Origin of the sequence: Fibrobacter sp. UWS1 (assembly GCF_002300445.1) — a bacterium.
In the GTDB taxonomy this organism is placed as follows: domain Bacteria; phylum Fibrobacterota; class Fibrobacteria; order Fibrobacterales; family Fibrobacteraceae; genus Hallerella; species Hallerella intestinalis.
In genome coordinates this window covers 1,734,601-1,748,054 of record NZ_NSGW01000001.1, presented here as the reverse complement: position 1 = coordinate 1,748,054, position 13,454 = coordinate 1,734,601, and the positions used below count along the sequence as shown (strand labels likewise).

Sequence of the window (13,454 nt, the reverse complement as noted above, 5' to 3'; positions counted from 1 at the left end):
TGTATTGTATGCTGACTAAAGAAATTGTCGTCACCAACAAGCTCGGCGTGCACGCGCGCCCCGCAGGAATGATTGTCGATATTACCGGAAAATCCCAAAGCGACATCTCTCTGGAATACGAAGGCAATAAAGTAAATGCCAAAAGTATTTTGAATGTGATGATGCTCGCCATTACGCCGGGTTCCACCGTCAGATTTACCGCCGATGGTGCTGATGAAGAACAGGTTTTGAATCAACTGGAACAACTTTTCCGCGAAAATTTTCATGAAGAGCAAAATGACTAATAAGCAAAAAAATCGAACGGTTCTAGTGGGAGTGGCCGCTTCTCCCGGTTATGCTTATGGTCCTGTCCGCAAAATTGAAACCCGAAAATATTCTTTAGACTCCTCGGCTTTGCCAACCAGTGCGCTTGCCGAAGAAGAAAACCATTTTTTATCTGCTGTCGATAAAGCTGCCAAAGAAATTCAGAACTTAAAAAAAGTTACCGGAGAACGGTTGGGTGAAGAAGAAGCCCGCATTTTCGATTCCCACTTGATGATGCTTCGGGACTCGACGGTTCTGGATCCGATTATTCAAAGCATCCGTCAAAAAAGGCATAACGCCCGTTGGGCTGTTCATAGCACGCTTTCGGCTTTAATTGCCAAATTTGAAAGCAGCAAAATGGAAATCATGCGTGAACGCACGATGGATTTGCGGGAGATTTACAATCGTTTGCTTGCCGCTTTGGACGAAGCGACTTCCGCGCCTCTGCCTCAAAGCAAAACTCCTTTGGAACCGTCCAATATCGTTTCGCACGAATTGACTCCCGGTATGCTGATGTCCATTGAAAAAAATGAGGTGCTGGGATTTGCGACGGACATCGGTGGGCGCACAAGCCATATTTCCATTCTTGCCCGAGCCATGCAGCTCCCTGCGGTTTCCGGTTTGCGCAACATTTCCGTTGTCATTGAAGATAACGATATGCTGTTTATTGATGGAACCGGAGGAATGGTCATCGTTAATCCAAACGAAGAAGACCTGAATCGCTACCAGGAAAAGCTGGCGGTTTACAATAAGCAGAAGCAAGAACTTTTCACCATGCGCCAATTGGAGCCGATGACCTTGGACGGCAAATACATTACGCTCCATGCGAACATCGAGCTTCCTATTGAAGCAGAATCCGTTCTGGAATTTGGCGCAACAGGCATTGGACTTTACCGTTCCGAGTTCCTTTTTTTTAGAAAGGGAACGCCGACTTGCGAGGAACAGACCGCTGCCTACTCGCATATTCTGAAAAGGCTTTCCCCTCATCCGGTGGTTATTCGAACCTTGGATGCTGGCGGCGACAAGCTCGTTTCTGATATTTCCGCCGCGGATGAAGCGAATCCTTTTATGGGCTGGCGTTCCATTCGCGTGTGCCTTACCCGCAAAGACCTTTTCCGTGAACAATTGCGTGCTTTGCTTTTGGCGAGTCGTGAAGGACATTTGCGCATCATGTTCCCCATGATCAGCAGTTTAAATGAACTCCGCGAAGCTAAGGCTCTTTATTATGAATGTCGGACGCAACTGCTGAATGAAGGCGTGGAGCTTCCCGAAGTGCAAGTCGGTTGCATGATAGAAGTCCCGGCGGCGGTCATGATGGTTGATACTCTCGCTAAAGAAGTGGATTTTTTCAGTATTGGTACAAATGACCTGATTCAATTTACGTTGGCTGTAGATCGTACAAATGAATTGATTGCCAATATGTTTGAACCGCATCATCCGGCTGTTTTAAATATGATAAACCGCACTGTTCAAGCGGCTCATAGCGAAGGCATTCCCGTTTGCGTCTGCGGCGAAATGAGTGCCGATCCCTTGTCCACGCTTGTTCTGGTCGGTCTAGGCGTCGATGAACTTTCCATGACACCCTGGAGCATTATGGAATGCAAAAAAATCATTCGATCCGTCAATTACGAAGATGTGAAAGCTACTGCCCGCGCCGTTCTTAAAATGGATACCGCCGCCGATGTCAATCGTTATCTCCGTCAAAAATATCTACAGATGATTATCGACTTGGGCATTTCCAGTTTTATCACATCTCACGAAATCAAGAATCCGTTAGAAAAAAATGCTTAAAAAAATTCTTCTTGTTGGTGCTTTGCTTTGTGCCGCTCTTTTTGCCTCTACAAAAGATTCTGCACAGGATCGGATTCCGGGATATGATTTTCAAAACAAAGTCATTCGCTATGAACGCAATCAGAAAAATTGCGATTCCCTGCCTGACGGTTTGGAAAAAGATTTCACTTGCGCTGCAGCCGCTTATTATCAAGGCGATTTTGAAGGCTCGCTTAAGGCATACGAATCTCTTCTTGGCAAGGATGAAAGTCTAGATAAAAGTATCTTGTCTCGAATAGCGCGATCCCAGTTTGAACGAAAACAATATGCGCAAGCTAAAAGTACCATCGCTAAAGGGGATGAAAAGTTTCCCGATGACGCTGGCTGGAAAGAATTTGCGGCACGAGTTCGGCTGGATTTGAATTTAGAAGACCCGAATATCAAACCCAAAGCGAAAGCGGATTCCATTGACGTCTTTTTGAAAAATTACGGCGACGATGTGCGAGTTCCTCGTTTGCGTTATACAAAAGGAACTTTGCTCGAACAAGCGCACTGGTATAAAGCAGCAAAGACCGCGTACCTTTACGTCATCGCTCATCCCTCGGAATATGGTGACGCCGCCTGGAAAGCTTTGCGCCGCATCCGTTCCCATTCCATCGCTGAAACCCTCGATGAAAAAATCACTTATACGAGTCGCCTTTGCAGCAAGGGCTTTCACAAGGAATGCCTCGATTTGATCGATTCCATTTTTGCGATAGATGCCGTTCAAGTTTCTGGACGCGACACGAGCAAAGCGCCCGTTTTAAAAACCGCAGAAGATTCTCTCAACCAGAAATTGCCCCCCAGCACGATTTCGTTAAAAAATCGTATCTCTTTGTGGGAATTTCGAGCGGCGGCCTACAAAAATTTGAAGCAGGATTCCGCGGCCATTCGGACTTATGAATTTTTAACGGACAGTGTGGATTCCCGAGCGGCATGGTTGCAATCTTTAGTTCGTCTTTATCGCGCAAATGGCATGACGGTCAAGGCGGCAAAAATCGATTCGCAATTCCAGGCCAAGTTCCGCTTTACTTTGCAAAACGCCAACAACATTTGGGTTCGGGCGTTTGAATTGGAGCAAGCGGGCAAATTTGCGGAAGCCATCGCCAGTTATGATTCCCTTTCCAATCCCCGTTTTAAAAACAGCAACAAAGTCAAATGGATTCGTTTTCGAATCGCCCTCTGCTATTTGAAACAGAACAAAATGGATTCCGCCATTATCGCTTTCAATAAGGCGAAAAGCGAAGATTTTCTCTGGAGTTCCAGCGGAGCAAGGATGTTTCTCGGCGACATTTATTTCTCTCAAGGCAAAGCAGAAGAGGCCAAGGCGGCCTATCTCGATTGCATCAAAGATTTTCCGGTCGGCTACTACGCGCATCGTTCCCGCATCAAATTGATAGAAAACGGCTTGATGGATTCTGCATCGGTTCCGTGGCTCGCTCCTCGAGATATGTCGGACTCGGCGACTATCGTCTGGATTCGTTCCATTCAAAAAGGAAAGTCGGATTCTTCTCACAGCGAAGCCCGCTACAAGATGGCGCAAAAGCTTTTGGACTTCGGATTTGCCGAAGAAGCCTTTGATTTATTTCACGCTGCCAAAAAGAAAAATCAAGATCGTTTGGATTTCTTGTATTCCTATGGCAAACTTTTCCTTGCTTACGATGAACTGATTCAAGGCTATGCGTTGGCACGAAAATTTCAGAATACGATTCCTCGCGCTTTTTTAGGGGACGCTCCGCGCGGTGTGATGAAATTTTTGTATCCCATGCCGTTCAAAGAACAGATTTTCGCCGCTGCGGATTCTTCCATCGACCCGTTCTTTGTTTACAGCGTGATGCGTCAGGAATCCACTTTCAACTATTTGATTACAAGCCCGGCGAATGCTTGCGGCCTTTTGCAAATTATTCCTCCGACGGCGAAAAAACTTGCCGATGCTGAAAAAATTCAAAACTTTTCTTCGGCTCTGCTGTACAATCCTTATATGAATATCCGATTGGGAGTGCGTTACTTGAAAGATCTTCTCAAGGAATACGAGAACGATCCCATGTATGTTCTGGCCAATTACAATGCGGGCCCCCGCCCTGCAAAACGCTGGCAAGCGGCTAGCAAAAACATGTCGTGGGATATGCGGGCCGAAGAAATCAGCTACTGGGAAACCCGCGACTATGTAAAACGCTGCTTGGGCAATTACTGGGTCTATACCGAAGTTTGGGAACGCTAAATGTTGCTTTTTGTTTTGACGTTTGGCGCTGCAATCTGTTTTGCTTTCGGGAATGTCCTTTCCAAATCGGGAGTTGCTAAATCCGGGAAAAAAGCAGACTTTGCACATCCTATTCAATTTATTCTCGGCTTTCTCACCTCTAAACGCTGGTGGACGGGATTTTTTCTTTCGGCATGCGGGAATGCGGGCAACTATTCGGCGATGGCGCTTTATAATTTGAGTCTGGTCAAACCGATTTCCGCATTGAATCCGGTTCTTACCGCTGTATTTGGGTGGCTCTTTTTGAAAGAGCCTATTAACCGACGCATTGTCGCTGCCATTGTGTGCGTTCTTTGCGGGCTTCTTTTTGCGTCCGCAGAAATCGGAGAAAAGGCAGGTGTGCAAAATATTCCGGCTCTCTGGATTTTTGTCGCCATTTTTTTGGCTTTCGCCTTTTCTTGCCGGTTCATTTTTCGGCGCAGCGAAATTAGCGATTCCCTGATGATGGGAACCTGCTACGGGCTTTCGGATGTTTTGTATAAAAGTCTTGCGATTGACGCTACCGCAAAGGGGATAGAACTTTCCGCTGGTGAATTCGTTTACTGGCTTGGTGACATTCGGGTTTGGGCTTTTGCGGCGACCTATCTTACCGCATTTCTTTTTACGCAAGTCGCTTTTTCTCGTGGGCGCGCCCTTTTTGTAATTCCGTTTAGCGCGGCGATCGGAGCCGTTGTTCCTATTCTCGCCGGGGCGCTTATTTTTGCGGAGCCGTTTCCTCCGATGAAAATCGTGAGCATCGTTCTGGTCATTTTCGGCTCTAGTTTGTTCATCACGAGCCCGCGCGAAATCATCAAGAAAAATTTTAGTAGGAAATTCTATGCAAAATGATATTTGGTTCAAAGCGATAGGACATTGCAAACCGGAAGAATACGATTTGGCGACGTTCTTTTTGATGGAAGCGGGAGTTGGCGCTTTGGAAGAACTTGAAACTTCTAACGCCGAGCGCACCGATTTTTGTTTTTATTCCGAAAGTCAAGAATTTCGAGACGGTATAATTGCTCGGTTTCCGCAATATCATTTTGTGGCAGAAAATGAAAAGGCTAAAGATTGGGATCGCTGGTGGCGGGACAGAGCGACTCCGGTCCATGTCTCCGAAAAAATCTGGGTGAGGCCGCCTTGGGTTGAATTTACTCCTCCAGAAAAAAACGCCGTTCTCTTGGTGCTTGAAGCCAAAAGCGCTTTTGGAACGGGCGATCACGCTACGACGGCTCTGATCTCCGGCATGATGGAATCCTTGGATTTTCAAAACAAGATCGTCCTCGACATTGGAACGGGAACGGGCATTCTCTCGATGATTGCCGATAAACTGGGAGCGCGCAAAGTCATCGGTACGGAAATCGATCCGCTAGCCCTTCCTTGCATTGTGGAAAATTTCAAGCAGAATCAATGTGGAAATTCCCGCGCCGTGTTCGGGTTTTTAAGCGCGTTCAGCGATTCCGCTTCCTTTGATATTATCGTTTGTAACATGATTCGCACCGAATTTTGGCCCATGCGAAAAGACGTGGAACGGATGCTTTCTAAAGGCGGACATTTTCTGCTCACCGGGCAACTGACCGCCGAAAAGGATTACATTCTCCATTGGTTTCAGGAATGCGGTTTTCAAGTCGTTCGGGAAAATACACGGGACGAATGGTGGTGCGTTGACGCTGTTTACACGGGAAAAGTACGATGACGACTTTCTTTGCGCGCGCCGTTTTAGGAAAAACAACCGAGAAACCTGTATGGCTGATGCGCCAAGCGGGACGTTACTTGCCCGAATATCGTGCACTCCGCAAACGTTTTCCTGATTTCATTTCTTTTGTACGTAATGCGGATGCTGCTGCCGAAGCGACCTTGCAGCCCGTTAATCGTTTTGATATGGATGCGGCAATCCTCTTCAGCGATATTCTTGTGACTCTTCCTTCCATGGGATTTGATTTGAAGTTTGAATCCGGAAAAGGTCCTGTCATTTCCAATCCTTTTCGCGACGCGTCTTGTGCGAAAAATCTTCGGCAAGTTCGTTTAGAAAACGATTTAGCATATACGAAAGCCGCTTTGCAAAAAGTCCGCGCCAAGCTCTCTTCGGAAAAATCCCTCCTCGGTTTTGTCGGGGGGCCGCTTACGATTGCTTCTTATGCTATTGAAGGTGGAACTTCTAAAGATTTGCACAGGACCAAATCCCTTTTTTATAATGATTCTGATGCTTATGCTGTTTTGCTGAATGCAGTTGCCGAAACAACCGGCAAATATCTGGCTCTTCAAGCGGAATGGGGCGCAGATGTTCTCGTCATCATGGATTCGTGGGCTGGGCATTTAAGCGGTGACGATTATCAAAAAATGGCAAAGCCCTACACGGATAAAGTCGTTTCCATTGTTCGCCAGCAAACGGATGCTCCCATTATCCATTATGCAAACGGCGCTTCGCATCTCGTTGCGGATTTTATCAAGTCCGATTTTAATGTTGTCGGAGTCGATCATCGAACCGATTTGGCAAATCTTCTGGACAAGAATCCAGGAAAAATTTTCCAAGGAAATCTGGACCAGGCTTTGCTTTTTGCAAATCCCGAAATCATTCGGGAGCGGACTCAAGAAATTTTAAAGACCGTTGGAAATCGTCCGCACATTATGAATCTTGGGCACGGCGTTCTTCCCGATACGCCTATTGACGGAGTTCGTACTTTTGTCGATACGATTCACGGAAATCATTTATGAATGAAAAAGCATACTTTCCAGCCATCGACGGATTGCGCCTTTTAGCTTCCCTCAATATCGTGATGCTGCATCTAGCTTCCTCTTCGGCACTTGGCTATATGGCGAGTTGGACTTGGGTAATGCCGATTGTAACTGCTCCCGCTTTTGCCGCTGGGCTCTTCTTTATTCTGGCCGGATTTTTATTTGCTTCTAAATTCAATGACCCGGACAGACGCTTGCCCGTCATACCCTTTTTGTTTGCTCGTATCGCAAAGCTCTATCGCTGCCATTTCGCCATGACGCTCCTGATGTTTGTCGCTATTTACGTCAAAGTGGGCGGGTTTGAAAACATGTTTCACCCCATCCGCTCCCTTTTCATGCACCTTTCGCTTTCGTGGGCGTTTTTTCCGCAGTTGGGAATGAAACTCAATGAACCCAGCTGGTCTTTAACAGCATTCTTTATTTGTTATGCAATCACTCCATTTTGCGCGCGGCATTTGGCGAAAATTTCCAGTCGAAAAATTCTGTGGACGCTTTGTGCGCTGGTTTTCCTTCCTGGAATCCTGTGGGGATTTTTCTTTGCATACGCCGGTTTTCTAGGAAACGTTCCGCTTCTTGGAGATTTTTCCAATTACAATTTGCGCTATCAGTATTTTCACATGTTTCCCTTTGTACGCATTTTTGAATATCTGTTCGGGATGATTCTTTTTAGGCTTTACAAATCGGGCGCATTCGATATTTTGAAAAAAAATTATGTCGCTGGAATTTTGCAGATTTTCTTTTTGGCGATTCTCTATGCGAGCCTTTTTACGATGAAATCCGAAAACGTCGCCTGGAATTTTATTTGCCATCATTCCGTTGCGGTTCTTATTTATGGCGGTCTTATCATCTGCGTCACGACATCCAAGGGTTGGCTTTCCCGAATTTTTTGCCAGCCGCTCATTCGCGCTGTCGGGCGCGCGTCTTTTTATCCGTATCTGATTCACTTGCCGCTAGTCACCATCGCCTGGGGCTTTTGTGATATGAACCGTCCTCTTTCCACCGTTCTCTTTCTCCTTTTCATTTACACGGTGAGCACGCTCTACCAAAAGCACAAAGATCGCTTGCATCGTTTGAAAAAAAGTGCGCATTCGCTTCCCCCGCAGAAGTAGCCGCGCAACGGCTGTTGGCTGTTTTTAAAATTCTAGTCTTTGGGTATTTTGGGACGGTCGAACCCGTCGAACATATTGATTTTTCTTTATCCGGGCAATTTTTAGAGGTTGCCTGTTTTTTGTTTTTCTAAATTAACGGAATAATTTTTAAAAAGGACTTTCAATGAGTATTCTTGATTCGCTTCTTCATAAGGTTTTCGGAACTCCACACGAGCGTAAAGTAAAATCCCTTCGCCCGATCATTGCGCAAATTCACGAGGCACGTCAAAAACTGGAAGTTCTAGATGACAAGGAATTGGCGGCAAAATCCGCAGAATTTCGTGAAGCGATAAAAGCCGGCAAAACGCTGGACGACATCAAGGTCGAAGCCTTTGCCGTGTGCCAAGAAGCGTGCGACCGCCGTTTGGGCATTTTCAACGTGTTCAAGCCGGAATTTGAATTTGATTTTTCTTCTCTCGGCGACGATCCGGAAATTATCGCCGCAGTGGAAGCCGCCAAAGCCGATATGGCTGCGGGCAAACCCGAATGGGAAATCTATATGCCCGCTAAATTCTACGCGAAAGTTCGCGAGCTTTTTCCCAAGTCGGAAAAGCCTTTCCGAATGCTGCCCTTTGATGTCCAGCTGATTGGCGGACTGGTTTTGCACGAAGGCGCTATTGCCGAAATGGCGACTGGCGAAGGAAAAACTCTGGCTGCGGTCTGCCCCGTATATTTGAATGGACTTTCTGGAAAAGGCGTGCACGTCGTCACCGTAAACGACTATCTGGCGACCCGAGATTCTAAACAGATGGGATTTGTTTACAAGTTCCTCGGTTTGACGGTCGGTTTGATTGTTCACGATTTGGATTCGGCACAACGCCGTGAAAGCTACAACTCCGATGTGACTTACGGAACCAATAACGAATTCGGATTTGACTATTTGCGCGACAATATGGCTGTAGATCCGAAGGACGTGGTCCAGCGCGAACCGAATTTTTGCATTGTCGATGAAGTGGACTCGATTCTTATTGACGAAGCGCGGACGCCTCTCATCATCAGCGGTCCTGCCGAAGATGCCACCGACAAATACACCAAAGCTCGCCAGCTGATTTTGCAATTGACCCGCGGCAAAGATTATACGGTCGATGAAAAAGACAAAATCGTGCAGCTCACGGAACGCGGTACAAACCATATCGAACAGATCATGGGTTTTACCAATCTGTATGGCGAACACGCGGAATGGGTGCATTTTATCACTCAGGCTCTCAAAGCGGAAAATCTGTTTCTTCGCGACAGGGATTACATTGTTCGGGACGGCGAAGTCGTTATCGTCGATGAAAATACGGGCCGCCTCATGGAAGGCCGCCGCTACTCCGACGGCATTCACCAGTCCATTGAAGCCAAGGAAAATGTTCCTATTCGCCGCGAAAACCAGACCCTCGCGACCATCACATTCCAAAACTATTTCCGGATGTACAAAAAGCTTTCGGGCATGACGGGAACGGCAGAAACGGAAGCGACGGAATTCATCAAAATTTACAACATGAACACGTGGGTGATTCCCACGAACAAGCCCTGCATCCGTAAAGATATGCAGGACATGGTTTACAAAACCGAAGACGCCAAGTGGAAAGCCATCGTCGCCGAAATCCAGAAGCGGCATGAAAAAGGACAGCCTCTTCTTGTCGGCACGGCATCGGTGGAACGATCCGAAAAGTTGCATCAGCTTCTGGTAAAAGCGGGCATTCCCCATGACGTTCTGAACGCCAAAAATCATGGGCGAGAAGCGGAGATTATCCAGTTTGCAGGCTACAAGGGAAAAGTCACTGTCGCCACAAATATGGCTGGGCGTGGAACCGACATTGTTCTAGGACCCGGTGTCAAGGAACTCGGTGGCTTGCATGTTCTCGGTACGGAACGGCACGAAAGCCGGCGTATCGATAACCAGTTGCGCGGACGTGCGGGGCGTCAAGGCGATCCGGGTTCATCGCAATACTTCCTCTCTTTGGACGACGATCTGATGCGCATTTTCGGCGGCAGCAATGTCAAGCAGCTGATGAACCGTTTTGGAGTCGGCGATGACGAAGTCATTACGCATCCGATTGTCTCTCGTTCCATCCGCGGTGCGCAAAAACGCGTAGAAAGTCAGAGCTTTGACACGCGTAAATACTTGCTGGATTATGACAACGTCATGAACGAGCAGCGTAAAGTGATCTATGGCATTCGTCGGCGCATTCTCAACGGTGACGATGTGCGCTCGGACATTTGGACAAACATCCAGGACGCCTGCGATATTAAAGTCTCCCAATTTGTTGGCAAGGAACGCTTTGCCGATGAATGGAACTGGGACGGATTGACGACTGCGGTTAAATTGAGCTTCGCCGTCAACTACAACCCGGCTGCGGAAGAGCGTGGCAAAAAAACAGCGGAGCAGGTTTTGGACGAAGTAATCGCTCTTTGCAAAAACAAATACGACAAGCTGGTCGAAATTATTCCCGACAACGATTTCCGCAATATCGAACGGCGCATTTTCCTGTACACCATCGACCAACACTGGAAAGAAAACTTGTACGCAATGGACCAGTTGAAAGACGCTATTCGCTATCAGGGTTATGCGCAAAAAGACCCGCTGGTGATGTACAAAAATCAGGCGTTTACCACATTCCAGAATTGTTTGGAAAGCATTGCCACGATTACTGCCCAGCGCATTTTGAACATCCGAATTCAGTTGGCGAACGGCGTTTCCGTTGCTCCGGAGCAGCTGCAAAAAGCTCCGCGCCCAAGCGAAAATCCGAACAATGGGAATTCCGCAGCGACCGAACAAGAACAGGAAACGCCTAAAGCAGTCAATCCTGTTCCGCCATCGACTCCGTCCGCAATTCCGAGTTCCGCACTTCCCGGTACACGTCCGCAAGGATTACGCCGTGCTGGAGTTCCCGGCGCTCGCTTAAAGAGCGACCATCCGAAGCTCGGACGCAATGACCCGTGCTGGTGCGGTTCTGGCCTCAAATACAAAAAATGCCACGGCAAAAACGAAGATTAAAATCTGTGCATTTCAATATGGAACGGCGGGACTTTTCTCTTCGCCGTTTCTTTTTTCCAATAGAACAAGAGGATTTCGCATGATACAAACCGCAAAACGTTTTTTTTGTTTAGAGGGAATCGATGGTTCGGGAAAAAGTACTCAACTGAAATTTCTTGCATCCGATTTGCAAAAAAGAGGTTTTGACGTACTCTGCATTCGGGAACCGGGCGGCTCTGAAATATCGGAAAAAATCCGAAACTTGCTTTTGGATGTTCGTTACAAAGGCATTATGAGCGACAAGACCGAATTGCTTTTGTACAATGCGGCCCGCTCTCAGGTTATCGCCGAAAAAATTGCCCCGGCTCTGGATGCGGGAAAAATTGTCTTGGCTGATCGATTTGCCTGGAGCACTCTTGCCTATCAAGGTTACGGTCGGGGAATTGACCCGCAAACCGTTCTGGATCTTTCTCAAATCGCTTGTGGGCATTATAATCCAGAGCTGACTCTTGTTTTGGATCTTTCTGTGGAAGAAAGTCGCCGGAGACAAACAAACGATAACCGAATTCCCGACAGGCTCGAAAGCGAATCGGCAAATTTTTTCAACCGTATTCGAAATGGGTATCGGCAAATGGCACAGGATTTTCCCGAATGTGTTTCGCTCATCGACGCGGAACAGCCTGCGGATAAAGTTTACTCTCAAATCCGTCAGGCCATTTGGAAAAAACTCGATTCTTAAAAGTTGTATCTCGTGTATAAATTAATGGAATGCATCGTGCGGGACATCGGTTGCACCCGTTCATAGGCGGCGATTTTAGCATAAGAATTGAGGCTAAGTCCCAGAGAAAAACGCAGTGGCAAATACAGATCGGCTCCGGCGCTGTTGAAAATCACAAAGTCGTAACCGTTGGTTCCGTAATGCGGTTCAGTATTGGGCATCGTATGGAACAAATATGCCGCAACCGAGTTGTATAGTTTTCCCCATTTTTTCAGCTCGATTTCTATGGAAGATTTATAGCTGAGTCCCAAGCTGTACTGGTAATCTCTCGTTTCTTCATACGTGGAATCCGTCAGAGCAAGCACATCGCCGTAATTAAAGTCCGACGAGCCTAGCATAACGAAGGAAGGCATGTGAATCATGCGGAAATTGAGGTTTTCAGAAAGATGAATGCTGACGTCGGCGCCCAAACCGATAGCCAGCGCGGACATTTCGACCAAGTCGCCGTAGAACGTGTCGAAATGCAGATATGTAGCCAGGTCCACCCAGTTTTCGCCGGAATTTAGATGGATGTTTTTGAGTTTTCCCACGGAATTCATCCGCATCATCATACCGTCTTCACTTTGCTCCTGATTGAAATCAAAAGTAAAGTATTCAAAAGGCTTTTGAATTTTGCGATTTGCCCTGCCGTAAACGAGATTCAAACCATAACCGAGCGACGAAGAGTTCCAATCGCTATCGGAACGGACATCGGCGTCTTCGTCGTAGCGGTATTCGCTGCCAAACCGATGGCCGACTCCGATAAACACGGACCAATTCAGCGGCGCATACCCCGGATTTGTTGGACTTGCTCCAGTCACTCTTTCTTGCAAGTAAGCAATCGGGCTAGAGACGAAGGCGAAGATGTTGTCCAAAATTCCCGCATCCGGTTTAGAAAGAACCCGTGTCGAAATCCGGTAGAGCATTTCGCCGTAGATGGTGCCGCCAACGCTGGTCGCTATCAGGTCGTTCGGTGCGGGATATTCTGTTTCGCAGAACATTTCCCAGACGTAGGAACCCGTAAAGGCAAACAAAAAGCTTTCGTAGAAAGAATAGCCCGACGCACGAGCCGCTGAATAATACATGCTGCCCTGATAAGGGTGCCCAAAAAAGTTGATGGCAAAATGGTTGTCGTCCCATTGCCAGCCTTCTCGATAGTTGCGCTTCCAGTAAGACGGTCCGGTTTTAGCGTAATCTTTCCGCAAAACGGCATAATCCCAAGCCCACACCAACACGTTTTGGGCAATCACTTCCGCAAAGGGGACGATGGTGGGGTACCGCTTGCCTGTCGGGGTTCTAGGCGTAAATTCCGGAATGGAGTCCGCTGAGGCTTCCGTTTTCTTCTGCGAAGCCGATAAGGAATCCTCTGGAGATGGCGTGGATACGTCTGCATAAGCAAACGTTGAAACCAAAACCAAAGAAAGAAAAAACAGAACTTTTTTCATGGCGATAAAAAATGTCCTTTTTGTAAGTTTTTTCTAGATGCTAAAAGATAAAATAAAC

The 13,454-nt window shown here is 47.2% G+C and carries 10 protein-coding genes; 9 read left to right on the top strand and 1 reads right to left on the bottom strand.

Features of this window, described 5'->3' with window-relative positions; genetic code table 11:
* Positions 1-8: 8 nt before the first annotated feature.
* The 9 genes from BGX14_RS07475 (at position 9) to tmk (ending at position 11,933) form a co-directional block, all read left to right on the top strand.
* The gene (locus BGX14_RS07475) at positions 9-284 is read left to right on the top strand and encodes an HPr family phosphocarrier protein (protein WP_078775507.1); all 276 of its coding nucleotides are present in this window, start codon (positions 9-11) and stop codon (positions 282-284) included.
* The gene (ptsP, locus tag BGX14_RS07470; RefSeq protein ID WP_158223259.1) at positions 277-2,094 is read left to right on the top strand and encodes a phosphoenolpyruvate--protein phosphotransferase; all 1,818 of its coding nucleotides are present in this window, start codon (positions 277-279) and stop codon (positions 2,092-2,094) included. Before BGX14_RS07475 ends, ptsP begins: the two co-directional genes overlap by 8 nt.
* Positions 2,087-4,333, top strand: a complete 2,247-nt coding sequence (locus BGX14_RS07465) for a transglycosylase SLT domain-containing protein (protein WP_095879513.1) — start codon at positions 2,087-2,089, stop codon at positions 4,331-4,333. Before ptsP ends, BGX14_RS07465 begins: the two co-directional genes overlap by 8 nt.
* A complete protein-coding gene (locus BGX14_RS07460) occupies positions 4,334-5,200 on the top strand; it encodes an EamA family transporter (RefSeq protein ID WP_095879512.1) in 867 nt (288 codons plus the stop codon). It begins immediately after the preceding gene.
* Entirely contained in the window at positions 5,190-6,044 is an 855-nt protein-coding gene (locus BGX14_RS07455) for a 50S ribosomal protein L11 methyltransferase (protein ID WP_073304020.1), read from the top strand. Before BGX14_RS07460 ends, BGX14_RS07455 begins: the two co-directional genes overlap by 11 nt.
* A complete protein-coding gene (gene hemE, locus BGX14_RS07450) occupies positions 6,041-7,063 on the top strand; it encodes a uroporphyrinogen decarboxylase (protein WP_095879511.1) in 1,023 nt (340 codons plus the stop codon). The genes BGX14_RS07455 and hemE overlap by 4 nt, the downstream gene beginning before the upstream one ends.
* A complete protein-coding gene (locus tag BGX14_RS07445) occupies positions 7,060-8,193 on the top strand; it encodes an acyltransferase (RefSeq protein WP_095879510.1) in 1,134 nt (377 codons plus the stop codon). Before hemE ends, BGX14_RS07445 begins: the two co-directional genes overlap by 4 nt.
* 163 nt (positions 8,194-8,356) lie before the next feature.
* Positions 8,357-11,215, top strand: a complete 2,859-nt coding sequence (gene secA, locus BGX14_RS07440; RefSeq protein ID WP_073304027.1) for a preprotein translocase subunit SecA — start codon at positions 8,357-8,359, stop codon at positions 11,213-11,215.
* Positions 11,216-11,294: 79 nt separating this feature from the next.
* On the top strand, positions 11,295-11,933 hold the full coding sequence (tmk, locus tag BGX14_RS07435; protein ID WP_233126442.1) for a dTMP kinase: 639 nt from the start codon (positions 11,295-11,297) through the stop codon (positions 11,931-11,933).
* Here the strand turns inward: tmk and BGX14_RS07430 are convergent.
* Positions 11,930-13,396, bottom strand: a complete 1,467-nt coding sequence (locus BGX14_RS07430) for a DUF3943 domain-containing protein (protein WP_073304029.1) — start codon at positions 13,394-13,396, stop codon at positions 11,930-11,932. The genes tmk and BGX14_RS07430 overlap by 4 nt on opposite strands.
* Between the last annotated feature and the right edge of the window lie 58 nt (positions 13,397-13,454).

Bases quoted from the DNA above. Each gene is read 5' to 3' on its own strand.
- BGX14_RS07475 (WP_078775507.1), top strand. From the start codon at position 9: ATGCTGACTAAAGAAATTGTCGTCACCAACAAGCTCGGCGTGCACGCG.
- ptsP (WP_158223259.1), top strand. From the start codon at position 277: ATGACTAATAAGCAAAAAAATCGAACGGTTCTAGTGGGAGTGGCCGCT.
- BGX14_RS07465 (WP_095879513.1), top strand. From the start codon at position 2,087: ATGCTTAAAAAAATTCTTCTTGTTGGTGCTTTGCTTTGTGCCGCTCTT.
- BGX14_RS07460 (WP_095879512.1), top strand. From the start codon at position 4,334: ATGTTGCTTTTTGTTTTGACGTTTGGCGCTGCAATCTGTTTTGCTTTC.
- BGX14_RS07455 (WP_073304020.1), top strand. From the start codon at position 5,190: ATGCAAAATGATATTTGGTTCAAAGCGATAGGACATTGCAAACCGGAA.
- hemE (WP_095879511.1), top strand. From the start codon at position 6,041: ATGACGACTTTCTTTGCGCGCGCCGTTTTAGGAAAAACAACCGAGAAA.
- BGX14_RS07445 (WP_095879510.1), top strand. From the start codon at position 7,060: ATGAATGAAAAAGCATACTTTCCAGCCATCGACGGATTGCGCCTTTTA.
- secA (WP_073304027.1), top strand. From the start codon at position 8,357: ATGAGTATTCTTGATTCGCTTCTTCATAAGGTTTTCGGAACTCCACAC.
- tmk (WP_233126442.1), top strand. From the start codon at position 11,295: ATGATACAAACCGCAAAACGTTTTTTTTGTTTAGAGGGAATCGATGGT.
- BGX14_RS07430 (WP_073304029.1), bottom strand. From the start codon at position 13,396: ATGAAAAAAGTTCTGTTTTTTCTTTCTTTGGTTTTGGTTTCAACGTTT.